General features: G+C 71.5%; 21 protein-coding genes, 1 tRNA gene and 5 pseudogenes. 13 read left to right on the top strand and 14 right to left on the bottom strand.

The genetic code is table 11. The features are described from left to right. From ABT116_RS12190 to rpmG, 5 genes are all read right to left on the bottom strand, one after another. Positions 1-193: DUF397 domain-containing protein (locus tag ABT116_RS12190; RefSeq protein WP_351631392.1), on the bottom strand; the 193-nt coding region annotated here is incomplete at its 3' end. Positions 194-903: 710 nt separating this feature from the next. Then, positions 904-1,137 carry a 30S ribosomal protein S18 gene (gene rpsR, locus ABT116_RS12185; RefSeq protein ID WP_351631386.1) on the bottom strand — a complete coding sequence of 78 codons (234 nt, stop codon included), beginning with the start codon at positions 1,135-1,137 and terminating at the stop codon, positions 904-906. 6 nt (positions 1,138-1,143) lie between these two features. Then, positions 1,144-2,346 carry a CobW family GTP-binding protein gene (locus ABT116_RS12180; protein ID WP_351631384.1) on the bottom strand — a complete coding sequence of 401 codons (1,203 nt, stop codon included), beginning with the start codon at positions 2,344-2,346 and terminating at the stop codon, positions 1,144-1,146. A gap of 4 nt (positions 2,347-2,350) precedes the next feature. Then, on the bottom strand, positions 2,351-2,608 hold the full coding sequence (locus ABT116_RS12175) for a type B 50S ribosomal protein L31 (RefSeq protein WP_351631381.1): 258 nt from the start codon (positions 2,606-2,608) through the stop codon (positions 2,351-2,353). A 2-nt stretch (positions 2,609-2,610) separates the two neighbouring features. Continuing rightward, the gene (rpmG, locus tag ABT116_RS12170) at positions 2,611-2,775 is read right to left on the bottom strand and encodes a 50S ribosomal protein L33 (protein ID WP_053669727.1); all 165 of its coding nucleotides are present in this window, start codon (positions 2,773-2,775) and stop codon (positions 2,611-2,613) included. A 65-nt stretch (positions 2,776-2,840) separates the two neighbouring features. Between rpmG and rpmB the strand changes: the two genes are divergently transcribed. The 4 genes from rpmB to ABT116_RS12150 all read left to right on the top strand — a co-directional run bounded on the left by rpmB (position 2,841) and on the right by ABT116_RS12150 (position 5,046). Continuing rightward, entirely contained in the window at positions 2,841-3,077 is a 237-nt protein-coding gene (gene rpmB / locus ABT116_RS12165; protein ID WP_344461052.1) for a 50S ribosomal protein L28, read from the top strand. Next, complete coding sequence (gene rpsN, locus ABT116_RS12160; protein ID WP_351631376.1) at positions 3,077-3,382, top strand: 30S ribosomal protein S14; 306 nt, start codon at positions 3,077-3,079, stop codon at positions 3,380-3,382. The genes rpmB and rpsN overlap by 1 nt, the downstream gene beginning before the upstream one ends. Before the next feature lie 122 nt (positions 3,383-3,504). Then, positions 3,505-4,011: a hypothetical protein gene (locus tag ABT116_RS12155; protein WP_351631373.1), complete on the top strand. Its 507-nt coding sequence runs from the start codon at positions 3,505-3,507 to the stop codon at positions 4,009-4,011. 507 nt (positions 4,012-4,518) lie between these two features. After that, positions 4,519-5,046 (top strand): DUF4232 domain-containing protein, encoded by a 528-nt coding sequence (locus ABT116_RS12150; protein ID WP_351631371.1) that lies wholly within the window; start codon positions 4,519-4,521, stop codon positions 5,044-5,046. Between the two features lie 25 nt (positions 5,047-5,071). On the opposite strand, the gene ABT116_RS12145 is transcribed toward ABT116_RS12150, so the two are convergent. Continuing rightward, positions 5,072-6,184 carry a DUF2786 domain-containing protein gene (locus tag ABT116_RS12145; protein ID WP_351631368.1) on the bottom strand — a complete coding sequence of 371 codons (1,113 nt, stop codon included), beginning with the start codon at positions 6,182-6,184 and terminating at the stop codon, positions 5,072-5,074. A 97-nt stretch (positions 6,185-6,281) separates the two neighbouring features. Between ABT116_RS12145 and ABT116_RS12140 the strand changes: the two genes are divergently transcribed. After that, the gene (locus ABT116_RS12140; protein WP_351631366.1) at positions 6,282-7,016 is read left to right on the top strand and encodes a Clp protease N-terminal domain-containing protein; all 735 of its coding nucleotides are present in this window, start codon (positions 6,282-6,284) and stop codon (positions 7,014-7,016) included. Between the two features lie 6 nt (positions 7,017-7,022). Here the strand turns inward: ABT116_RS12140 and ABT116_RS12135 are convergent. Then, positions 7,023-8,441: pseudogene (locus ABT116_RS12135) on the bottom strand (IS200/IS605 family accessory protein TnpB-related protein). A gap of 243 nt (positions 8,442-8,684) precedes the next feature. Here ABT116_RS12135 and ABT116_RS12130 point away from each other — a divergent pair. Next, positions 8,685-10,376, top strand: a complete 1,692-nt coding sequence (locus ABT116_RS12130; RefSeq protein ID WP_351631363.1) for a bifunctional 3'-5' exonuclease/DNA polymerase — start codon at positions 8,685-8,687, stop codon at positions 10,374-10,376. 48 nt (positions 10,377-10,424) lie between these two features. Here the strand turns inward: ABT116_RS12130 and ABT116_RS12125 are convergent, their stop codons facing one another. After that, entirely contained in the window at positions 10,425-12,407 is a 1,983-nt protein-coding gene (locus tag ABT116_RS12125; RefSeq protein ID WP_351631360.1) for an AfsR/SARP family transcriptional regulator, read from the bottom strand. Positions 12,408-12,923: 516 nt separating this feature from the next. Further along, positions 12,924-13,817: a glycosyltransferase family 2 protein gene (locus ABT116_RS12120; protein WP_351631358.1), complete on the bottom strand. Its 894-nt coding sequence runs from the start codon at positions 13,815-13,817 to the stop codon at positions 12,924-12,926. A gap of 206 nt (positions 13,818-14,023) precedes the next feature. Here ABT116_RS12120 and ABT116_RS12115 point away from each other — a divergent pair, with 206 nt between their 5' ends. Continuing rightward, entirely contained in the window at positions 14,024-14,899 is an 876-nt protein-coding gene (locus ABT116_RS12115; protein WP_351631355.1) for an AraC family transcriptional regulator, read from the top strand. A gap of 111 nt (positions 14,900-15,010) precedes the next feature. Here ABT116_RS12115 and ABT116_RS12110 read toward each other — a convergent pair whose 3' ends face one another. From ABT116_RS12110 to ABT116_RS12095, 4 genes are read right to left on the bottom strand one after another with little or no spacing between them, the layout of a single operon-like run. After that, positions 15,011-15,418, bottom strand: a complete 408-nt coding sequence (locus ABT116_RS12110; RefSeq protein ID WP_351631353.1) for a DUF2752 domain-containing protein — start codon at positions 15,416-15,418, stop codon at positions 15,011-15,013. Then, the gene (locus ABT116_RS12105; protein ID WP_351631350.1) at positions 15,415-15,825 is read right to left on the bottom strand and encodes a CD225/dispanin family protein; all 411 of its coding nucleotides are present in this window, start codon (positions 15,823-15,825) and stop codon (positions 15,415-15,417) included. Before ABT116_RS12105 ends, ABT116_RS12110 begins: the two co-directional genes overlap by 4 nt. 31 nt (positions 15,826-15,856) lie before the next feature. Further along, positions 15,857-16,288, bottom strand: a complete 432-nt coding sequence (locus ABT116_RS12100) for a hypothetical protein (protein WP_351631347.1) — start codon at positions 16,286-16,288, stop codon at positions 15,857-15,859. Between the two features lie 2 nt (positions 16,289-16,290). Further along, positions 16,291-18,174: a CHAT domain-containing WD40 repeat protein gene (locus tag ABT116_RS12095; protein ID WP_351631345.1), complete on the bottom strand. Its 1,884-nt coding sequence runs from the start codon at positions 18,172-18,174 to the stop codon at positions 16,291-16,293. A gap of 612 nt (positions 18,175-18,786) precedes the next feature. On the opposite strand from ABT116_RS12095, the pseudogene ABT116_RS12090 reads away from it, so the two are divergent. The 6 genes and pseudogenes from ABT116_RS12090 to ABT116_RS12065 form a co-directional block, all read left to right on the top strand. Beyond that, positions 18,787-20,537, top strand: a pseudogene (locus ABT116_RS12090) (RHS repeat domain-containing protein); the annotation flags it as partial. A gap of 13 nt (positions 20,538-20,550) precedes the next feature. Continuing rightward, the gene (locus tag ABT116_RS12085) at positions 20,551-21,321 is read left to right on the top strand and encodes a hypothetical protein (RefSeq protein ID WP_351631343.1); all 771 of its coding nucleotides are present in this window, start codon (positions 20,551-20,553) and stop codon (positions 21,319-21,321) included. A 530-nt stretch (positions 21,322-21,851) separates the two neighbouring features. Continuing rightward, a pseudogene (locus ABT116_RS12080) lies at positions 21,852-22,010 on the top strand (IS5/IS1182 family transposase); the annotation flags it as partial. Between the two features lie 149 nt (positions 22,011-22,159). Further along, positions 22,160-22,582, top strand: coding sequence for a hypothetical protein (locus ABT116_RS12075; protein WP_351631341.1), 423 nt, complete (start codon positions 22,160-22,162; stop codon positions 22,580-22,582). Positions 22,583-22,661: 79 nt separating this feature from the next. Continuing rightward, positions 22,662-22,904, top strand: a pseudogene (locus ABT116_RS12070) (UTRA domain-containing protein); the annotation flags it as partial. A 39-nt stretch (positions 22,905-22,943) separates the two neighbouring features. Continuing rightward, positions 22,944-23,210: pseudogene (locus ABT116_RS12065) on the top strand (tyrosine-type recombinase/integrase); the annotation flags it as partial. 47 nt (positions 23,211-23,257) lie between these two features. Here ABT116_RS12065 and ABT116_RS12060 read toward each other — a convergent pair. Then, positions 23,258-23,331 (bottom strand) — tRNA-Thr (locus ABT116_RS12060). Positions 23,332-23,424 lie beyond the last annotated feature (93 nt).

Genomic DNA, 23,424 nt, shown 5'->3' with positions numbered 1-23,424 from the left:
CGCCGTCCTTCACACCCAGCAGCATCGCCTCGATCTCCGCACGGGTGTAGACCAGTGCGGGACCGTCGGGGAAGCGCGAGTTGCGCACGGCCACGTCACCGCCCGGCAGCCGGGCGAACTCCACGCACGAGCCCTGCGAGTTGCTGTGCCGGCTCTTCTGCCAGGCCACACCGCGCAGTCCGGCGGCCGCCATACCGTTGTACACGTCGTGGTCCACAGGTCGCTCCCCGGTGGTGCACTGGCTGGTGTGGCCATTGGTGCAGTGGTCAACTGACCCGGATCATAGCCCTGTTCATGTGCAGATGCATGGGCAGATGCACGTGCACGCGGGGTGGTCCCGCGGTTACAGCTTTGACGACCGCTTGACCGAAGCTCTCGACTGTTTGACGGCTCGTCCCGACCTCTCGTTCCCTGCGGCCTGCGCCGAAGTGGCCCGGTTCGGGGAGGTCCGGTGGAGGCGGAGCATCCGCTCGGCGGCCGGGCGAGGCGGCGGCGCGGGGGCCGCACCGGAGAAGCGGGAGCTGAGACGCACGGCCGTGCGAAGGGCGTTCGGCCGGCCGACCCGCATCCGGAAGGTGGCCGTGGCCTGCGAGGACGGGGAGAAATGGGCCGGTCGCAGGAGACCGGGGTCGTCCGGGTGGCCGGTGCCCCGCTCGGACCATTGCCGGACACCCGCTCGTCTTGCGGCCCCCGCCGACCCGCGCAGCACGCGTCCCGGAGCGCCCGGCACGGCTCGCGGGAACACCGCCGCGCGGCCGGTCCGACCGGCGTCCGGCCCGGTCCTGACGGCCCGCCGCGCGCCACGACGCCGGACGGCCGGCGACGGACTCCGGCCCGGTCTCGGCACGGGCAAAAGGTCCCCCACCCGTCAAGCGTGGGGAACCTCACCCGGTCCGGACGGGCTCAGCGGCCGGCGTACGGCAGGAGCGCCATCTCGCGCGCGTTCTTGATGGCCTTGGCCAGCTGCCGCTGCTGCTGGGACGACACCCGGGTGACGCGGCGGCTTCGGATCTTGCCGCGGTCGGAGATGAACTTCCGCAGCAGGTCGGTGTCCTTGTAGTCGATGTACGTGATCCCGGCCTGGTACAGGGGGTTGGGCCGGTCCTTCGCGGGCTTGCGGTCGGGCTTGCGGGGCATGGCGGGTCAGACCTCCAGGAGGGTGTCGAAGGCGTGCGGCAGGCGCTGCCAGGCGTCGGGGCCGGCGGCGTACTCGGCATCGGTCAGCAGGCAGGACTCCAGCAGCCGCTCCAGGCCGTCCCGGTCGAGGCCGGGCGAGGTGAAGACCAGGTGCTGGCCGCGGTCTCCGTGCTCGGGGTGCCAGTCCAGCGCGGCGGCGGCACGGCGTACCGGCGGGACCATCTCCCAGGCCGCGTCCGGGAGGGACGCCAGCCACGGGCCCGTGCTCTCCACGCACAGGGCCCCGCCCGCCGCGTCCCAGTGGAACAGCGTGTCATGCTTGTCGGCGAGCCAGAACCGGCCCCGGCTGCGGGCGGCCGCGCAGGTCAGGTCCTCCAGCGCGGCGTACAGCCGCTCCGGGTGGAAGGGGCGGCGCCGGTGCCACACCAGGGTGGAGACGCCGTGCGCGTCGGCCTCGGCGGGCAGCAGCGCGCAGGCCGGGTGCTGGGCGGCGGCGGCCGCCTCGACGTCGAAGCCGGCCAGGGCAGCCTCGGCCAGGGGCGAGAGCGGACGCCTGCGCGGGGTCGGCACGGTCAGGCCGTCGTCCGCCCGGTCCGCGGGGGCTCCCTCTGCGACCGGGGCCCGGCGGGCCGTCGGGTGCAGCTGCGCGAGCAGCTCGCGGTCCTCGTCGTCGGCCTCCGGGGAGTCGGCGACGGCGAGGACGGGGGCGTACTCCAGCTGGCGCGCGAAGGTGTCGGCGACCGTGCGCTGGTCGGTCGCGGCGGCGGCGAGACCGGCGTCGGCCAGGTCGTCGCCGTTGCCGAGGTACGGCAGGACCAGGGCCGGGTCGACGGCGGTGATCACGCCGGTGACGGTGAGCCCGCCCGCCGTGACGACCTCGGCCATGGCCTTGGGCTCGACGGAGTCCCACAGCTCGACGACGGCGAGCCGGGTGGAACCGGCGTCCCGCAGCCGCTCCAGCTCCGGCACCAGGTCCTCGCGCAGGGCGCAGCACGCGCAGTCGTTGACGAGTGGCGCCTCCCCCGCGTCGAGGACACCGGAGGCGTCCCGGATGGTCCGTACGACCGTGCCCGAGGCGGCCGTCGCCAGGTCGTGGTGGAGGACGACACTGCCGGGCACGTCGGCGAGCAGCCGCGCGACGGCCGCCCTGCGGGCGTCGGCGTGCAGCCCGCCGACGATCACGACGGGGAGCCCAGGGGGGACAGCCACGGGGTCAGCCCTTCTTTCCGTACCGGCGCTCGAAGCGCTCCACGCGGCCGGCGGTGTCCAGGACGCGGGCCGTGCCGGTGTAGAAGGGGTGGCTGACGTCGGAGATCTCGACGTCGACGACCGGGTAGGTGTTGCCGTCCTCCCACTCGATCGTCTTCTCGCTCGCCGTGGCGGAAAGGGTCGAGCGGGTGAGGAAGGCGTAGTTCGCGGCACGGTCGCGGAAGACGACGGGCCCGTACTCCGGGTGGATTCCCTGGCGCATGGTCAGCGCTCCTCTCGGAAGTCGACGTGGCGGCCGACGACCGGATCGAACTTGCGCAGGGTCATGCGGTCCGGGTCGTTGCGGCGGTTCTTGCGGGTCACGTAGGTGAAGCCGGTCCCGGCGGTGGACCGGAGCTTGATGACCGGACGGAGTTCGTTGCGTGCCATGCCGCTATGATACTGAAAATGAAATCCATTTCCATAGCTTGAGGCAGAGAGGTACGTCACCACCCATGTCCGCGCACTGCATGCTGACCGGCACACAGCCGGGCTTCGGCAACCGCATCTCCCACTCCCACCGGCGCACGCCGCGCCGGTTCGACCCCAACATCCAGTCCAAGCGCTACTGGCTGCCGAGCGAGGGCCGGTACGTCCGGCTCCGGCTCAGCACCAAGGGGATCAAGACCGTCGACACGATCGGGATCGAGGCGGCCGTCGCCCGGATCCGCGCCCGGGGAGTGAGGATCTGATGGCGAAGAAGAGCAAGATCGCGAAGAACGGCAGGCGGCAGGAGGTCGTCGCGCGGTACGCCGCCCGGCGGGCCGAGCTGAAGGAGATCATCCGGCGGCCGTCGTCGACGGAGGGCGAACGGCTCGCCGCGCAGGCGGAGCTGCGCCGGCAGCCCCGCGACGCGAGCGCCACGCGCGTGCGCAACCGCGACCAGGTGGACGGCCGGCCGCGCGGCTACTTCCGGGCGTTCGGGCTGTCCCGGGTGAGTCTGCGGGAGCAGGCGCACGCGGGGTATCTGCCCGGCGTGCGCAAGTCGTCCTGGTAAGAGGCGTTCCCGGGGGGCTCTTGACGGGCCCTGGTAGCTTGCTGCGGTCGTTCCGGCCACGGGGTCGGGGTGCCGTCCGGGCCGGTCGGCCGGCTACAGCTTGGGGGCTTGCAGTGACTTCGGTGATCTTCTCGCGCCGCTCCGGCGCCGTGCGCGTCGCTGCGGCGGCCGCGGGGCTGGCGGGTGCGCTCGTGCTGAGCGCGTGCAGCAGCGGCGGCGACTCGGGCGACGACGCGTCCGCCGGCCCCTCCCCGTCGCCGTCGGCCTCGGCGTCCGCTCCGACGGGCGGCGACTCCGGCTCCGACGGGTCGTCCGGCGGTGCGCTGGCGGGCAGCTGGCTCGCGACGACCGGCGGCAAGGCCGTGGCCCTGGTGATCACCGGCAAGCAGGCGGCGCTGTTCGCCACCGGCGGCAGCGTGTGCAGCGGCACCGCCGGCGAGGAGTCCGGCATGAAGATGATCCGCCTGAAGTGCACGGACGGCTCCAAGGACCGGGCGACCGGCATGGTCGACTCGGTGAACGGGAGCAGCCTGAAGGTCACCTGGGAGGGCGGCCTCGGCGCGGAGACCTACACGAAGGCCGAGGGCGGCAAGATGCCGACGGGCCTGCCGACGGCGAGCCTCGGCTGACACACCGACTCCGGCCGGACGGGCCGCGGAGCGCCTACGGGTGCCGCGGCCCGTTCGGCGTTGATGGCGTGGGTGGGGCGTGCCGGAGGACGGACCAGGGCGGGTGGGCGCCGGCGGATCCGGGGCGAGGGCCTGCGTGGTCGGGCAGCGCGACGCATGCGTGCCGGAGGATCGGCCAGCGCGGGCGCCCGTTCGGTGGAGTTCAGGGCTCGGTGGGTTCCAGGGTTCAGTGGGTTCCGGGGCTCGGTGGGCTCCAGGGCCCGGTGGGCTCCAGGGCCCCGTGGGCTCCAGGGCCCCGTGGAGTCCAGGGCCCGGTGCGCTCCAGGGCCCGGTGCGCTCCAGGGCTCGGTGGGTTCCAGGGCTCGGTGGGTTCCAGGGACTACCACGCGTGCGTCCCGGAGTCCGGCGTTCGGGGGAATCGCAGGGGGTGCGTGGCCGTGCGGTGCGTGCGTGCGTGATGATCCAGGGGCCCGATGCCGCTCCCGTTCGACACGCCCAGAGGACCCCATGCGCACCTTCCCCCTCACCCTGGCCGCCGCCCTCGCCGCGACGCTCCTGCTGACCGGCTGCGACGACGACAAGGCCGGGGGTGACGACGTCAAGAACGCGGACCGGCCGAGCGACGCGGCCTGTGCGCTCGGCGACATGGGCGTCAAGGTCGGCGCCGGTGCCGCCCCGGCCGCCGGGGACACCGGCACCGTCACCGTCACGCTCACCAACAAGGGCAAGCAGTGCACGCTGAAGGGCTTCCCGGGCGTGGACCTGATGGCCGACGACAAGACGACGTCCGTCTCCCCGGACGAAGGCGCGAAGGCCCAGTCGCTGACCCTCGGGAAGGGCGGCACCACGTCCTTCACCATCACCTACGTCCGGGGCGAGGCGGGCTCCGCGGAGAGCCTCGCCGTGCGCAAGGCGTCCTTCACCCTGCCCGGCGACACCGGGACCGCGCACGAACTGGCGTGGTCGTACGGCGAGGTCGCCTGGGCGGCGGACAAGAAGCCCTCGGTGAGCGGCTTCGAGACGTCGGGCGACTGAAGGCGCTGACGGCGCTGACGGCGGGTCAGCGCAGCGGCGGCCGGTGCCGGACCTGGGCCCGGTCCGCCGCCTGCGCTCCCTGCGTCCAGCCCTCCGCGTCGCGCACCCCGCGCAGCCGGGTCGTGGTCGTCTCCGGGAACATCCGCTCCAGCCGCCCGGTGACGGCGACCTCGCGGGAGGCGAGGACCGGGAGCAGATCGTCGGTCACCTGGGTCTCGGCGGCCGCCGCCAGCCGGGTGCCGATGCGGTGGGCGTAGGCCGCGAGGAACGACTGCCGGAACGTCTTGGTGCGCCCCCGGCCAGCGGCCCTCTGCGTGGCCTCCGCCTTGGTCATCGCGGTCATGGCCTGCACGAGGAGCGAGGTGTGGAGGAGTTCCACCGCCTCCAGGTCGGTCTCGAAACCGACGACGGTGGAGAAGCCGAAGGGTTCGTTCCACACCGCCCGGCAGTGGTTGGCACCGGCGACGGCGTCCAGCAGCACCGCCTTGGCCTGCTCGTACGGCGGCTCGACCCCGATCCGGCAGGCCCCCGGCGTGTCCGGCGAGGGCGCCCGCGCCGCGAGCAGCGCCTCGTCGACACTGTGCCGGGCCATCAGCTCCTGCGCCTTGGCACTGAGCGCCTCCGCCTCCTCCGGGAACCCGGTGGCCTCGGCCTTGGCCAGCAGGGCGCGGATGCGGGTGAGCATGCGCGACTCGGCCCTCGCCTCCCCGGGCGCCGCTCCCGGCGTCTCGTCGAGGGGCTCCAGGGCGGGCAGCCGCAGCAGCAGCCGGTACAGCTCCAGCACGGCCGTGGCGTACGAGAAGCGGTCGGTGCGGGGCGGGGCGTCGGCGGGGAGGTCCGCGAGCTGCCCGTTCCAGCGGCGGCCCCGGGGGCCGTCGCCGGGCGCCTGTGCGCGGATCAGCGCGGCCACGAGGAGCACGTGGACGTCGTCCAGCTCGCGCCGGACGATCCGTACGACGTCGGCCGGCTGCCAGCCGCGCCGCCAGGCCGCCGCAACAAACTCCCGCCCTCGCCTGTCGAGTTCGGGGTCCGCCGCCGGGTCGGAGGCGAGCAGGGAGGCGCCGGTGTCGAGGGCCGTCTCGCCGGTCTCGTAGAGGGCGGCTGCGAACGCGCGGTCGACGGTGCTGGACGTACTCACGGGCCGATGGTGCCACGCGGTCACGGCCGGCATGGAACCCACGGCGGAGTGTCAACTCTCGGTTGACACTCACGGGAGCGCAACCTACGGTTGACACATGACGAACCCTGACACGACGTCATCCATCCGTCTCGACGACCTCATCGCGGCCATCAAGAAGGTCCACGAGGAGCCGCTCGACCAGCTCCAGGACGCGGTGATCGCCGCGGACCACCTGGGCGACGTGGCCGACCACCTGATCGGCCACTTCGTCGACCAGGCCCGGCGCTCCGGCGCGTCCTGGACCGACATCGGCAAGAGCATGGGCGTCACCCGGCAGGCCGCGCAGAAGCGGTTCGTGCCCAAGGAATCGGCCGATCTCGACCCGAGCCAGGGCTTCAACCGGTACACGCCGCGCGCCCGCAGCGTGGTGATGGCGGCGCACAACGCGTCCAAGGCGGCCCACAACGCCGAGGGTCTGCCCGAACACCTCGTCCTCGGCCTGCTGGCCGAACCGGAGGGACTCGCCGCGAAGGCGATCGTCGAGCAGGGGGTCTCCCTCGACGCGGTCCGCGCGGCGGCCACGGCGGCGCTCCCGCCGGCCGTAGAGGACGCCCCGGAGCTCGTGCCGTACGGCCCGGCCGCCAAGAAGGTCCTGGAACTCACCTTCCGCGAGGCGCTGCGCCTCGGCCACAACTACATCGGCACCGAGCACATCCTGCTCGCCCTGCTGGAGCACGAGAACGGCCAGGGAGTCCTCAGCCGCCTCGGCATCGGCAAGGAGCGGACCGAGCAGTACGTCGCCAGGGTGCTGGAGAAGATCGCGCAGGCACCTGTGCTGGACGAGTCCTGACCGTTCCTAAAGACTGAGCGGGAGTGAGTCCTGGTGCCAGGGCTCATGCTCAGCCGGACATCCCGAACGGTGTTGGGTGTCCTGGTTGCCCGCTTTCGCTCCGTATTCGGCGCGCACGGATCGTGTCCGTGGTCCGGGAATGCGGGGGCGGGGTTCCTCACGCCCCGGGATCCCAGACCTGGCCTGGACGGTCCGATGCCCTGCTCATCACGCCGGTGAGCAGGGGGCGGTGCCGTCCGTCGCCGGATCGGGTGCCCCAGGGCGCGCCTGCCGATCGCCACGGCTGCCGCGTCGTGGCGGAACGTCTTGCGGCGGCCGTGCTTCTCGCGTGTCTTGTCCGCGGTGAAGTCGAGATCCTCGACCGCGATCGCGAGGTGGTGGCGTTTGGCGAAGTGCAGCAGGCGGACCAGGGCGTGGCGGATCTGGGCGTCGCGGTGCTGTGCGGTGCCGGACAGGTCGTAGTCGAAGCGGAGGGGTTCGCCGACGGGGTTGCCGTGGGTGTCCAGGCGCCAGGCGGCCAGGTGGTCGGCGTTGGTGTCGACACCGACCAGCCCGTCCGTGCGGGCCGTGGCCACGGGCACGGTCTTGACCGGGGGGATCGTCCAGGACGCGGTCAGGTACCAGCGGCCCCGGATGGTGTCTTCGTGGATGCGGTAGGCGACGGCCCGGTTGGTCTGGATGCGGTCGGCCCACTGCTCACGCCGGTGCGCGAATGCCACCGTCGAGGCGAGCGGGGAGCTTGATCGAGACCTCGCCGTCGGGCGTGACGCGGATCGTCTCGTTGCCGAACCGCTTGCCCGACTCGCCGTCGGCTGCAAGGAACCGGCGCCCGGCCTGCCACCGCGCGCGCCACTGCTCCTGCGTGAGCCCGGCGGCCCGCAGATGGTGGCGGGTGTTCAACAGCCACTTCTGGCCGCGCACCACGCCCACGCGTCCGGCTTCCCAGTCCGCCCGCGCCGCATCGAGCCGCTCGGTCAGCACGTGCAGCCGACGCGTCTTGGCGAACCACTCCCGCTTGCTGCGGTATCCGCCCGGAGCCCGTTTGCTGCCTGCCTCGCCGACCGGCAGGGACAACCGGTGCGTGATCGTGCGCACCCCCGCCTGAAGAGTCTGGATGTGCGCGAGCTGACCGCGCCGGGCCAGCGCCCACTGATCATGGGAGGCCTTCGTGATGCTGCCCGCCCAACGGGAGGACGACCCCGGCGTCAGGGCCCGCTTGCGCTCGGCCCACAGCTCGGCGTCGTGCTCCAAGCCGGCCACACAACGCGCCTTCAGGTCCCGCGAGGCCAGCGTGCCCAGATGGTCACCCACCAGGCGCAGCACGCGTTCGTCCTCGGCGGTCAGGTACGTGAGCCGGTCACGAACCGCGATCCCGGAAGGGCCGGACACCACGAACGGCGCTCCGAGCTTCCGCAGGCCGCTCAATCCCCCCACCCCCGTCCCGCGCCGGTTGACCAATCCCTCAGCGCGTTCAACGACCCCCACGCGCAAAGGTCACACATTCGACAGCAGAACTTTCGTTCACGCGCATGAGGCCGCACCTCCCGCAGCACGGACACTCACTCATGCGCACCTGAACACGCCTATGCACAGTCAGCCGCCAGCAGTTCACAACCCTCGTCGGCGGCGGCAGGGGGCGTTGTCAGACCCCCCTGCCACACTCGCTGCATGGCCGACAGATGGGCGCTCGCCCCGGCCGAGGACGGTGGCGTGGACGTCGCCCCCCTCGGCCGGGACGGGCTGCCCACCGGGCCGGTGCGGCGGGAGGCGGATCCCGCCGAGGCCGTGCGGAGCCGTCCCGGCGTCACGCGGTGGGTGTGGCGGTCCACCGCCGAGGTCTACCCGCGCCTGCTCGCCACGGGGGTGCGAGTCGAGCGGTGCTACGACATCGAGACCGCCGAGACGCTCCTCCTCGGCCACGAGGGGCGGTACGGGGAACCACGCTCGGCCGCGGCCGCCCTGGCCCGGCTGCGCGGCGGCCCCGTACCGCCCGATCCGCCGCAGCGGTCCGCGGAACCGGGCTCCCAGTCGTCCCTGTTCGAACCTCAGGGCGTCCACCTCCCCCTGGCGGACCTGCTCGCGGTGTACGCCGAGCAGCTGCGGCGGCACGACAGCGCCGAGCACCCCGACCGCATGCGGCTGCTCACGGCCGCCGAGTCGGCGGGCATGCTGGTGGCGGCCGAGATGAACCGCGCCGGGCTGCCCTGGAGCGCCGAGATGCACCGCACGCTGCTGCACGACCTCCTGGGCGAGCGGTACGCGGGCGGCGGCGAGCCACGCCGGCTGGCAGAGCTGGCCGAGGAGGTGTCCACCGCGTTCGGCCGCCGGGTCCGCCCCGACCTGCCCGCCGACGTGGTCAAGGCCTTCGCGCAGGCCGGCATCAAGATCTCCTCGACCCGTAGGTGGGAGATCGAGACGGTCGACCATCCGGCCGTGAAACCACTGCTGGAGTACAAGAAGCTGTACCGCATCTGGGTCGCCCACGGCTGGTCCTGGCTGCAGGACTGGGTCCGCGACGGCCGCTTCCGGCCCGAGTTCCTCGCGGGCGGGACGGTGACCGGCCGCTGGGTCACCAACGGCGGGGGCGGGCTGCAGATCCCGAAGGTGATCCGGCGGGCCGTGGTCGCCGACCCCGGCTGGCGGCTCGTCGTCGCCGACGCCGACCAGATGGAACCGCGCGTCCTCGCCGCGATCTCCCGCGACCCGGGCCTGATGGAGGTGGCCGGACGGGAGAGCGACCTGTACCAGTCGGTCTCCGACCGGGCCTTCTCCGGCGACCGCTCCCAGGCCAAACTCGCCGTGCTCGGCGCGGTCTACGGCCAGACCTCCGGCGACGGCCTGAAGAACCTCGCGGCACTCAGACGCCGGTTCCCCCGAGCCGTGGCCTACGTCGACGACGCGGCCCGGGCCGGTGAGGAGGGCCGGCTCGTGCGGACCTGGCTCGGCCGGACCTGCCCGCCGGCGGCCAGGGGGACGGACGACGCGACCGAGGAAGCGGGCATCCCGGCCGCCGAGGCGGACCCCTCCGACGACAGCGCCGCGTGGGTGCCCGGCTACGCCTCCACCAACGCCCGCGCCCGCGGCCGCTTCGCCCGCAACTTCGTCGTCCAGGGCAGCGCCGCCGACTGGGCGCTGCTGCTGCTCGCCGCGCTGCGCAGGACCTGCGCGGAGCTGGCGGCCGAGCTGGTCTTCTTCCAGCACGACGAGGTGATCGTGCACTGTCCCGCGGAGGAGGCCGAGCAGGTCGTGGCGGCGATCCGCGAGGCGGCGGCCCTGGCCGGGCGGCTGACCTTCGGGGAGACACCGGTGCGGTTCCCGTTCACGACGGCCGTGGTGGAGTGCTACGCGGACGCCAAGTGATCACCCGGGACGCCGGCCTGGCCCGTTCAGCAGCGGGCGGCGGATCTTTCAGGCAGCGGCGGATCCAGGAGGGATGTCGTCCTGGCCGAGGCCGGGTCCCACGGTCGCGGCGAGGATCTGCTCGGCGACAGCCGCGTACCAGTGCAGCGCCGTGCCGGCGGTGTCGGCGGCGCCCCGCTTTCCGGCCCGTTCACGGGCGAAGTCGCGCACCAGGACGTGCGGCGCGTAGCGGCCGTACGTCGTCTCCTCCAGCAGGGCCCCGTCGAGGAGGCGGTCCAGGGCCGCCTCGGTGCGGGGTTTGCCGATGCCGGTGAGACGGGCGAGAAGGGGGACGCCGTAGGCGGGCAGGTCGAGCGTGCCGATACCGCGCAGGGTGCGGGCCGCGTCCCGGTCGGCCTCGCGCTCGGAGGCGGCGAGCGCGTCGTACGCCACGGCCAGGGAGCGGCGGACGCTCAGGTCGTCGTATTCCAGGTGGCGCAAGCGCCCCTCGGCGGTGGTGAGTTGCGCGGCGAGCGTCTCGGGCGTCAGGGCCCGGCGGGCGGCGAGCCGCGCGGCGAGGACCCGCAGGGCCAGCGGGAGCCGGCCGGTGAGCTCGACGAGGAGCCGGGCGGCGTCCGTGCCGTCCATGCCGTCGCGGCCCGAGGCTCTGCGCAGGAGTTCGGCGCCCTCCTCGTCCGACAGTGGGGCCAGCGGGAACCGGGCCGCGCCGTCGAGGGCGGTCAGCGGCGAACGGCTGGTGACGATCACCGCGCACCCGGCACCGCCCGGCAGCAGCGGCCGTACCTGCGCGGCGCTCGCGGCGCCGTCCAGTACCAGGAGCGTGCGGACCGGTGCGAGCAGTGTCCGGAGCAACGCGGCCGCGGCGTCCGGCTGCTCGGGGATGCGGCAGGGCTCGGTGCCGAGGTCACGCAGCAGCGCGGTGAGCGCCTGAGCAGGGGTGAGAGGCGTCCTGCCCGGGGTGGCGCCGTGCAGGTCGAGATGCAACTGCCCATCGGGGAAACGTTCCGCCACCTGGTGGGCGACCCGCAGGGCGAGCGCGCTCTTGCCGACGCCCGCCATGCCGCTGATGACGGCGACGGGGTGGGGGCCGGCTGCCGTGAGCGCGCGGTGCAGGGAGTCGCGTACGGCCCTGCGGCCGACGAAGTGGGCCGGAGCCGGGGGCAGTTGGGCGGGCGCAGGCACCGGGCCGCCCCGTTCACCGGGTGACGCCCCGGCGGCCGGACACATCGGCACCCTGCCGCTGTCGCCCGGCTCCCCCGCACCACCGTCGCCCACGGCCCCCCGCAGCACCTCCACGTGCGCTTCCCGCACCCCCGCCCCCGGTTCGATGCCGAGCCGGCCGACGAGGCGGGTACGCAGGTCCCGGTGGACGGCCAGGGCCTCGGCCTGACGGCCGGTGCGGTGCAGGGCGAGCATCAGCTGCCGGTGGTAGACCTCCCGCAGCGGATACTCGCCGGTCAGCGCCACAAGCTCCGGTACCAGCTCGTGAAGCCGCGGTCCGCCCAGCGCCAGCTCGGCGTCGTAGCGCCACTCCAGCAGCAACAGCCGGGCCTCGCACAGCCGCTGCGCGAAGGCGTACCCGCCGACCTCGGGCGGCAGCCCGGCGAGCGGCGCGCCCCGCCACAGCCCGAGCGCGGCCGCGCACTCGCGCACGACCCGCTCCCAGGCCCGGCCGGTGTGCGCGGCACGCGCGGCGGTGACGTGTCCGTCGAAGACGTGGACGTCCAGCTCGCCCTCGTCGAGCCGCAGCACGTACCCGGACGGCACGGTGCGCAGCCGTCCGGGATCGTCGAGCAGCCGCCGCAGCCGGGCGATGTGATTGTGCAGCGAGGCCCGGGCGGATACGGGCGGCGCCCCGCTCCACAGCGCGTCCTCGAGCGCTTCGACGGAGACGACCCGTCCGGCGTCGAGGAGCAACGCGGCCAGCAGTGCACGGGACTTGGCGCTTGCGACGGGTGTGGCCTCACTCCGGCGCCCGCCTTGATCGTCGCGGAACAGCACCGGTGGGCCCAACAGCCCGAACCGCATCATCGCGCCACTACCCCCCGTGCACCCCGCCGTGGCGGGTTTCCACCCCTGGGCGACGGATTTCCGCCACCCGGCCTTCACCAGCTGCGTCGGGATCAGCCGACACCCTGGCCGTCCTCGACCTCGGTTCGGCGACTTCCGGCCGATCGGCGGATGACGCAACGGCGAAGCGTTGGCCATATGTTAGCGATCCGTTGGCAAAGCCTGATGTGATCACTACATCGGATCTGGCCCGGCGGTGCGCGCGTCTGGACGCGCAACTCGGGGGAGTGTCGCCGCCGCGGCCGGGTCCGGGTCCCGGTCGGCGAGGTGAACGGCCGGGGCCCTTTCCATCTCTCCTGCGCGGCGGGCCATCTCTCCGGCGCGGCGGGTTCTTCGACACGTCAGCCTTTCCGGCGTGGCAGGCCCTTGGGCGGGTCGCGCTCTCCGGAAGATCGGCCCCCGTCGACGCGTCAGATGACGGGCGGCACGTGAGATGGCGGACGGCGTCAGATGACGGACGTGATGACGGACGGCACGTCAGATGACCGGTGGCCGTCCCAGCCGGGTGAGCCGCCACACCGTCCGCCACCGCATGGGCCGCCGCTCCCCCGCCGGCTCCCGTACGCCCTCCAGGAATCCGCCGAACCACGCGCGCAGCCCGGCGCCCGACCGGTTGCGGGCGAGGGTGAGCAGCACCCACACGCCCAGATGGACGGGGACGAGCGGGAGCGGCAGCCGGCGCCGGGCCAGCCAGACCCGGTTGCGGGCGTTCACCCGGTAGTAGATGGCGTGCCGGGCGGGCGAGGTCTTGGGGTGCCGGAGCAGCAGCTCAGGCGCGTACAGGATCCGCCACCCGGCATCCACCGCCCGCCACGCGAGGTCGGTCTCCTCGTGCGCGAAGAAGAACTCGGCGGGCCAGTCGCCGACCTCGTCGAGCATCGCCATCCGCAGCCCGTGCCCGCCACCGAGGAAGCCGGTGACGTAACCGCCCCGGTGGGGGTCCGAGTTGCCAAGGCGGGGCACGTGCCGCTGCTGCGTCTCACCGAGCTCGTCGGCGATGCGGAAGCCTACGATGCCGAGTCGCTCGTCGGCGGCGTACAGGTCCCGCACGCGGCGCAGCACGTCGGGGTCGACGAGCAGTCCGTCGTCGTCCAGATCCACCACGACGTCGATGTCGCCGAACTCCCGCAGCCGCGCCAGGGCGGCGTTGCGCCCGCCGGGGCAGCCGAGGTTCTCGTCGAGCTCGACGGTGGTGACCTCGCCGGGCAGCGACAGCCGGCGGGCGAAGTCGGGCAGCGGGCAGCCGTTGCCGACGACGACGATCCGCTCGGGCGGCACGTCCTGCTTGGCCACGGACTCCAGCAGGGCGTCGACCTCGTCGGGCCGGTTGCCCATCGTCACCACGGCGACGGCGATCCTGGGCGCCCTCATGTCCTCACCTCGTACCGGTCGGCAGCTGACTGATCGACGGGCGATGCTAGCCGTTCACGGTAGGGACGTCTTGAGGACGCCTGCCGGACAGCGGTGCGCCTACGCCGTTCAGCGCAGGGCGGCACCCGACCGGAGCGGGCACAGGATGTCGGGTGCGGCAGGGAACGCGCTGCCTAGCGTGAGGCACGAAAGGAAGGAGACCGGACGTGCTGGACCGGCTCAACCAGGCGATGGACCGTATCGAACGCGACCTCGGCCACACCGTCGACGCGGCGGAACTGGCGCGTACGGCGTGCACCTCGGAGTACCACCTGCGCCGCATGTTCTCGGCCCTGGCCGGCATGCCGCTGTCGGAGTACATCCGCCGCCGTCGGCTGACGGTCGCGGGCGCGGAGGTGCTGGCGGGGGACGTGACGCTCCTGGAGATCGCGGTCCGCTACGGCTACGGCTCCGGCGAGGCGTTCGCACGGGCGTTCCGCGCGATGCACGGTGTGGGCCCGGGCGAGGCCCGTCGCACCGGCGCCGCGCTCGTCTCCCAGCCCCGGTTGACCTTCCGCCTCACCGTCGAAGGGAGCAGCAGCATGCACTACCGCGTCACGGACCGCCCGGCCTTCACCGTCACGGGCTTCAAGACCCGGATCCCCCTGATCCACTCCGGCCCGAACCAGGCGATCATCGACTTCGTCCGGGGCCTCGACAAGCCCGCGGTGGAGTACTTGGGGAAACTGTCCGACCAGGAGCCGCAGGGCCTCGTCGCCGTCTGCGACGACCTGGATCCGAGCCGCGCGCAGGGCACGGAACTCGACTACTACCACGCCGTGATCACCTCGAACCCGGCTCCGGCTCCCGAGGGCACCACCGCCCTCCCGGTGGCGCCGGGCACCTGGGCGGTCTTCACCACCTCGGGGCCCGCCCCGCAGGCCATCCAGCAACTCTGGCACGACGTGTACACCGAGTGGTTCCCGTCCAACCCCTACCGCACCCGCCCCGGCCCGGAGATCCTCCGCACCCGCCTGTCCCCCGACGGCACGGAGGCGGACGCCGAGCTGTGGCTGCCGGTGGAGCGGGAAACCCCCCGCTGACACGCCGGGAGCCCGGGCCGGGTCCCGTCCGGCCCGGGCTTCGGTGGGGCGGCTTCGACGTGTTCGCCCGACACCACATCCACCGAAACGGAGGTTCGTGCGGTGGGTCGGTCAGGACGCGAGTACGCCACCGAACACGGGAAGGTTGCGGATCACCGTCCACAGCAGCAGCACGCCGAGCACGGCCCACCCCCACCACCCCGGGCGAGCCCGCGGCCGGGACCTGCCGGTGACGACGCGCAGCCACACCCCCGCACCGACCGGCAGAAAGACGAGCAGCAGGGCGTTGTAGTCCGCTGCCGCCGCCACATGACCGTGGGTGAGCTCGTGCAGCGCGCGCAGGCTCCCGCAGCCAGGGCAGTCCAGTCCTGTGACGGCCCGGAAGGGGCAGGCCGGGAACGGACCCGGTTGCGCGGGGTCCGCACATGCCGTGGCGACGACGACGGCTGCCAGGACGAGGGCGCCCAGCCACGCTTCGAGGGCGGCCCGTCCACGCGGCGCGTCGCGCCCCACGGTCATGGCGCGGGCATGTACTCGGTGGACGTGCCCGAGGTGCTGATGAGGATGATGAAGATCAGCCAGAACAGGACGCCGAGGCCGACGCTCACGAGGATGAGGATCCGGGCTTTGCGGGACGCCTGTGCGGCTCCTTGGTAGTCGCCCGTCGTCAACTTCGCAGAGACCTGTGAGGCGAAGACGATGGCGGCGATCCCTGTGGGCAGGAAGCACAGGAGCGTGACGAGGATGGCGGGCGTCATGTAGGACTCGGGGACCGGCCTCTGCGGCGCGAAGCCCCACTGCTGCTGTTCCGAGTGCGGTGGCTGTGTGGGCGGTTCCGAGTGCGGCGGCACGGAGGGATCCTGCCAACTCGTGCGCTCACCCCAGTCGTCGTGGTCGGGTGGCGGTACTCGGTGTTTGTCTGCCATGGCTGACTGCCCTCCTTCCGGATGTGCCGTCTCAGCCGGGGACCCACATGGCGGCCCGTGAGTCCCAGGTCCAGCGCTGATCGCGGACGTCCAGCCCGACGGCCTGTTCGTACGCCCCTGCCGGAAGCCCCGGGGTGAAGGTGACCCGGCCACCCGCCGGTGCCTCGAAGACCACACCCGCCGGTGCCGGTGTCCCTTGTCCGGCCGGTGCGAACAACCGGTCCGTGAAGGCCTTGAGTCCCTTGTGGGCGTCTTCGGCGACCTTCTGGAACAGGGTGCGCAGGAACGGGTCGAGAACCGCTGTCATCACCAGCACCAGCACCACTTCGGCCGCTCCCCTGCGGGTCGGTATCAGCATGCACTTGGTGTCGACTCCGGCCTCGCGCAGCAGATCCTGTCCCCCTTCCGCGGGATCGGAGGGCAGGGACGAAGGCCAGAGGATCTCTACGGCGGGGACTGTCATGGTCAGACTTCCTCCTCGGCCAGCCAGTCGGGCAACTCCCAGCATTCGATGGAACCCTCGTGGGATGCGGTCAGGAGTCCCTCGTCGCCCTCGAGGAACGCGAGCCCAACGGGCCGGCTCGCCAGCCGTGTCACGAGCGAGGGGGCTCCGGTGTGCACGTCGCGAACGGCCACCTCGCCGCCTTGATGGGCGACCGCCATCGCCGAGTACTCGTCTGCGAACGCCAGGTGGTGCGCGGCGACACCGGGATGTGTGCGCCACAGGAGTCGCCCCTGCCAGGACCACACGCGCACCCGGCCGTCCATGCAGCCGGTGGCGAGAAGTTCTGCGGTGACAGCGAAGGAGCGGACGGGCTGGGGGTGGCGCCAGGTCATGACGGCCAGTCCGTGTACGTTCAACTGCCGCACCACGCCGTCTCCGCAGGCCACGACCACGCATCGGTCTCCGGGAGCGAAACTCAGGGGCCCGAGCGGGGCCTCCTCACCCGATGACCAGGCTTGGGCCTCCCGCAGTGGAACGACGGCCAGGTCCCGCACCCGGGCGCCCCGGGGGTCGTAGACCTGGACGCGGTTCTCCACGGTCAGCGCGAGCCAGTGGCCGTCCGAGCTGAAGGCGAGGGCGGCACCGTGGTCCCCGACGGAGATGACCCGTGCGGGCAACTCGGTCTGCAGGTCCCAGATGACGACGGTGCCGTCCTTGTGCCGGCTCGCCACGTGCCGTCGCCACGGACTCCAGGCGAGTCGCACCGGCTCCTCGCGCTGCACGGGCATGCACTGGGCGACCAGTTCTGCGCGCGCCGCGTCGAAGACCCGGACCACGCCGTCCTCACCGGCGACGGCCAGCAGGTTCGCGGGCCCGAGTGCCATGTGCCCGCACGGGCTGGTCCGGGCGATCAGCCGGGACGTCGCCGGTGGCTCGGGAGGCTCGCCGGGCGGCGTCGGCGGCGTCGGCGGCGGCTTGGTCCGTGACTCGTCCGACGGCTGCGGAGGCGCCGACTGCGAGGCGAATATCTGTGCCGTCTCGGACGCGAGGAACAGCACGGGCGTGGCCCACTCCAGGCTGCCCAGACGCACCTTCACCTCGTCGCGGGCGAGGGTCACCGCGCGGTCCACCGGGACTCCTTCGGCGAGCCACTCGTAGAAGGCGGAGGCGAAGGTGAAGGCGGCCCGGTCGGTGATCTCGTACTGCATGGCCACCACGGCCGGTACCCCCGCTTCGACCAGGGAGGCGGCGGTGCTCGTGAAGACGTTCTGGGAGCCGCTCACCGCGGACTCGCAGGCGTTCAGTACGACGAGCCGCAGCTGGGGGCTCCGCTCGATCAGCCGTCGGAAATCACGCGCGTGAAAGCGCATCGCCGAACCGTCGTCGCCGGAAAGCTGAATGTATCCCTCGTCGCCCTCCTCGTCGAAACCGCCGTGACAGACGCAATGGAGCACGTGCCACGTGCCACCGCCCAGTGCCCTCGCGAGATCCTTCCAACGGTCTCCGGGCAGCCAGTGCACGTCCACTTTCTCGGAACTGTCCTGTTGCAGGACCTCGGCGATCCGCTCCCTTTCCTGCTGCGCTTCCAGCGGGGGGAGGTCATCCGGGAGTGCCGATATTCCCAGCACCCGAAGCGGCAGGGCCAGGGGCATCGGGGAAATCGGGTCCATGAGCCGCAAGTCCCGCACGACGGGTACGCGAAGAGCGAGATAGTCGGCGCGAGCCGGATCGGCCGGATCGACCATGTACTCCCATGGAATGCGCGAGACCTGCGGACCGTCCGGCCGCAGCAGTACGCGCAGCGACTTGCCCTGCTCTTTGGCGCGGCTCCGGCACCGGTCGAACTGGGCGAATATCTGGTTCTGCAAGATGGTGCCGGTCAACAGCTTGCCGAATTCGCGCACGGATTTCTCCGGTGCGGAAGCGCCGGAAGCGCCGCGAACGATGCTCAAGCTGTACGACTTGATCAAGGATGTCTGCACGCGCTGCAGGGCCAACTGCAGTTTGTCCTCGGAGTACGGCGGCGGGACCCTCATACTCGCTTCACCGTATTCCGATGAGCATTCAACAAACCAGTCGGTGCCGGTTTCAATAATTTTGATCCGAAACGGCAGACTTTCCATTTCTGCCACCTCCGATGCCCGCGATTCCAGTCCACACCCGATATGTCGGTGCGTCCAATCGGCCGTCGGGGCAGCTCACGAGGGCCCATCGGCCCCTCCTGTCGGAGGACGCCGTGCGGCGCTTGTGCGCGTCGTCACCACGCGCACTGAACGACGAAACCCTCAGGTCGGATCTATCCGACCTGAGGGTTTCAGGGGAGCCGCCTTCGGGATTCGAACCCGAGACCTACGCCACTGTCGGACCTCTACAAGCCATCCGCCAGGGGGTTCCTCCACGGATGCCTGCCTGGTGGCACCTCAACCTAAGCCGCTACCTGCCCGGCCCTGGCGCGGATGTGTTCCGCCGGGGTTGCCGTCGGGTGCTGGTTGATCCAGCCCAGGCCGCCGATGTCGAGTCACGACGGGGCCGGACGCCTGCTGGAGGCAGCCGGGCTGGACGGCGAGCTGCGATACCAGTACGACCGTCGCGGACTGACCAAGGCGGAACTGGTGGACGGTCGCCCCATCGTCTACGCCTATGACGTCCTGGGCCGCCGTACGCGCCGCACCACACCCACCGGTCACGTCACCTCCTACGCCTACGGCGCCGACGGACAACCCCACCGCCTGACCACCGGCGGTCACCGAATCGACTTCACACACGACGCCGCCGGCCGCGAGCTGGCCCGCGTCTTCGGCGACACGGTCACCGTGTCCTCCGCCTGGGACGAGGCCGGACGGCTCTCCGCGCAGCACATCACCGCCGGAGCACGCGCCGTCAACCACCGCGCCTACTCATACCGCGCCGACGGTCACCTGACCTCCGTCGCGGACCGGCTGTCGGGCACCCGCACCTTCGACCTCGACCAGGCAGGCCGCGTCACCGCCGTCCACGCCCAGGGATGGACGGAGCGGTACGCCTGCGACGACCTCGGCAACCAGATCGCGGCATCCTGGCCGTCCCGCCACCCCGGCAACGAGGCCACCGGACCGCGCGCCTACACCGGCACCACCCTCACCCGCGCCGGAGACGTCCGCTTCGAGTACGACGCCCTCGGCCGGGTCACCCTGCGGCAGAAGACCCGCCTCTCCCGCAAGCCCGACACCTGGCGCTACACCTGGGACACGGAGAACCGCCTCACCTCGTGACCACCCCCGACGGGACCCGGTGGAGGTACCGCTACGACCCGCTCGGCCGCCGCACCACGAAGCAGCGCCTGGCGGCCGACGGCGAGAGCGTGGTCGAGGAGATCCGGTTCACCTGGGACGGCCTCACCCTGTGCGAACAGACCAGCCACCAGCCGGACGTTTCGAACACGGTCGCCCTCACCTGGGACCACCGTGCCGACGTCCCCCTGGCCCAGACCGAGTGCATCCTCAAGGCCGACGACCGCCAGGAGGAGATCGACCGCCGGTTCTTCGCCATCGCCACCGACCTCATCGGCACGCCGACCGAGCTCATCGACGAGACGGGCGACATCGCCTGGCGCACCCGGGCCACCCTGTGGGGCACCACCGCCTGGGCCCGTGACAGCAGCACCTACACCCCTTTCCGCTTCCCCGGCCAGTACTACGACCCCGAAACCGGCCTCCACTACAACTACTTCCGGCACTACGACCCAGAGAGCGGCCGCTACACCTCCCCGGACCCTCTCGGCCTGGCTCCCGCGCCGAACCCGGTCGCCTACGTGGACAACCCGTACAGCGGGTGCGACCCGCTGGGTCTCATGCCCAAGTACACCAAGGAGGAGAAGGCCCAGCAGGCCCGGGAAAAGGCCATCAAGACCGCGGACGAGGTCGTCGAGAGAGCGCAGGGGGACCGGATGAGGAAGGACGGCGGCTATCACGCGGACACCAGGCACGGCTTCAGCGACGAACGGGTCCTGGAGATCCTCAAGAAGCCGGACGCGGTGTACCACTCAACGGCGGGCAGCGGAAACCTGATCTTCCGACAGGGCGAGGACGTCGTCGTGGCCAGGGGTGGCGGCGCCGGAGGAGGCAATGTCACGGCATACGGTCCGTCGGGCATCAAGGGCGAGTCCGGGGCCGAGGCGCTGGGCGGCCTGCCCACCGACCCCGGCGGACCGATCACCCACGCCGACGTGGTGGACGGCAGGATTCCAGCCAAGAACGGCTACATGGCTCCGGCAGTGCAGATCAAATGAGGCGGCATCGACCATGAATCTGACCTTGGGCGACGACTGGCACGCAATGGTGACGGCCGATCAGCTGCCCCTCACCCCCCGCTTCACGGGCAACTCCGTGAACGTCGCGCACTACGCGAACGCGGAGGAACGTGAGCGGTTCCTCTCGGCCACGTTCGGCAGCCAGGACTGGCTGTGGGACACCCCTGACATCCTCCGCTTCGACCAGGACAGCCGGAAACTGGTGGGGGCCGAATTCCAGATGCCATACGTGTCCACGTACGCCGAAATCTCCGCCCGCGTCCCCGTCCTGCCCGCGGTACGCCCGGGCGGGCTCATGGCGGATGACGTCCGGGACTACCGGCTGGACATGTGCACGGTGCTGTGCCGCGCTCCCGAGGACGCCGTACTGACCTGTCTGCGCGACGTCGACGTCCTCGACGAACCGCTGGAGGCCGCCATCGGCATCGCCCCGGACGTGGCGCTCCTGGTCCAGCACGGCGCCGTCGTCGGCTGGAGCCTCACCGATCCCGCGCGGTACCTGACCACCGCCTACACCGCCCCCGACCCCGCCCCACCGGCCCCGGCCACCCGCCGACTGCTCAGCGCCTGCCTGGACCTGGTCTCCGACCCGCTGCTCGAAGCGGTACAGAACCGCGAGCCGACCGCCCTGACCCGGCTCCGCGAGGCCCACCAGTCCCTCCGCACCCAACACCAGGATCGCCACCGAGCCAACGCCCTCTTGGCGCTCATCAACAACCTGGTCGAGGACTACGCTGACCGGCCGACCGGGCAGAACCCGTGAAGCACCGGACTGCCCCGCCCATGGCGGACGGCAGGCGACACGGCGCCGTCCGGATCCGGTGAGGGTACGCGCACGTGCACCTACTTCTGAAGACCTGAGCGTCCAGGCGACGGCACTCCGCTGCCCGCCACCCCATTGGTTGTGGTCGGACGACGACCTGGCCCTTGCCTCGATCGGTCACTGCGTGCACTCACGGCCAATCACTGCCAACCGAGCCGACGTGGGATCTGTCCGGACCGGACAGTCCCGACGACGCCTGTCGTCCCATCGGAGACCGGTGGATTTCACCCATGCCCCAGGGGCCAGCAACGGTCCCCTGATGGAGGGTCACGCACGGCTGTCCACCGGTTGTCCACCGGGGGCCCTTCCCTGCACAGACGGCAGTGCCCGATTTACCGATATTCCAAGGTCACCCGAAACAAAGAACCCCAGGTCAGAGGCCCGACCTGGGGTTCACCATGGAGCCGCCTTCGGGATTCGAACCCGAGACCTACGCATTACGAGTTGTCCGATCTTGGTCCGAGGTCGTCCGCTTTCGCCGTTGGGCCCTGGACGGCACGTTCGAGCAGATGCGCCAGGCAGCCCAGTCCCAGGCGGATGCGGCCGGCGACATCGACTGGCTGGTGTCGGTCGACTCCACTGTCGTACGCCCCCACCAGCATGCCGCCGGGGCTCGAAAAGGGGGCTCCGCAGCCCCTGCCTCGGACGCACCCGTAGCGCCCCCACCCTGATAGCTGTCAGGGTCACGACGTCCCTGGTGCGGTCTACGGTTCGAGTCGTCGGTTACGACTACAGAGGAGATCACATGGGACTGAGAAATCGAGCGGCTGCGACGGTCGTGACGCTGATCGCCGCGTTCCTTCTTCCGCTGGCTGCGCAGGCACCGGCACAGGCAGCCGCGACCGCGTGGACGCCGGGGATCTCCCCCCTGCACTCAGGCGAGTGGGTGAAGCGGGACATACAAGGTGGTGACGCTGCTGAGAAGGCGCTCAAGGATTGCGCCCGGGCATCAGGGATCGCCTGTGTATCGGTCGGTCAGGGCGACGGCAAGCAGAGCATCTTCCACCTGTACAGGTGCGGTACGCGGTCACTCTCGAACTTCATCGACGCGCTCACCGTGATCAACAACCAGACGGGCGGAGCCGAAGTCCGTTTCACAGGGCCCAACGTGGGTACATACCGCGCCCCTGCCCACCCCAGCACCATCTGGAACTTCCCGAACGAGGCGACGCTCGACTTCAACACCATGTCCATCTGCTGAGGTCACACCAGCCCGGACACGCCGATCAGGGTGTCTGGGCTATCGCCCGTACGACTCAGGAGCTACTCGACGACTCTGACCCTGGTCCCCGTTCCGGGTCGAGATGCTGCCTGCTCCGTCAGAGATCGCAGCGCGGCTCAAGGTCGACGAGGGGAGCAAGACCGTCCTGCGGTTCTGTCACCGCTACGTGGACGATGTGCCTTGGTCGACGCAGGCGACCTACTACCCCGCCTGGCTGATCGAAGAGCGCCCGCGCCTGGCCGAGCCCGGAGACATCGAAGAGGGCACTACCAGGTATCTCGCCGCCAGCGGCATCGAGCGTCGGCGAGAACGTGGCCACGCTCGTGGACCCTCCGAGCGCGACGGAAGCCGCCACACGGCTGGCACCATCCTGAACGAGTTGGGTGTGGACATGCCCACGATCATGGAGATCCTCAGGCACACCCAAATCAGCCAGACCCGGCGGTACGTGAAGGGACGCTCCCACCTGTCCAAGGACGCCATGCGACGCATGGGCGAGTTCTTCGTACCCGCGCCGACGACGCCGATTCCGGGCCCCACTGAGGCCAGAACTGAGATCGCCGACACCCGCGCAGCACGCGCGCAGCGCCGCCGCCGCATCCGCTGAAACGAAAAAACCCAGCTCAGACACTGTCTGGGCTGGGTTTCAAAGAGAGCCGCCTTCGGGATTCGAACCCGAGACCTACGCATTACGAGTGCGTTGCTCTGGCCATCTGAGCTAAGGCGGCGCGCCGTCCGCACTATGGTGCGATCAGCAACGACGGTAAGTCTACACAGTTTCCGAGGGTGCTCCGTACCAGCCCCGGAGGCGGACCGGCCGG

This window comes from Streptomyces sp. NPDC002130 (genome assembly GCF_040296465.1).
In the GTDB taxonomy this organism is placed as follows: Bacteria; Actinomycetota; Actinomycetes; order Streptomycetales; family Streptomycetaceae; genus Streptomyces.
This window is presented reverse-complemented; position numbering and strand designations above follow the sequence as displayed.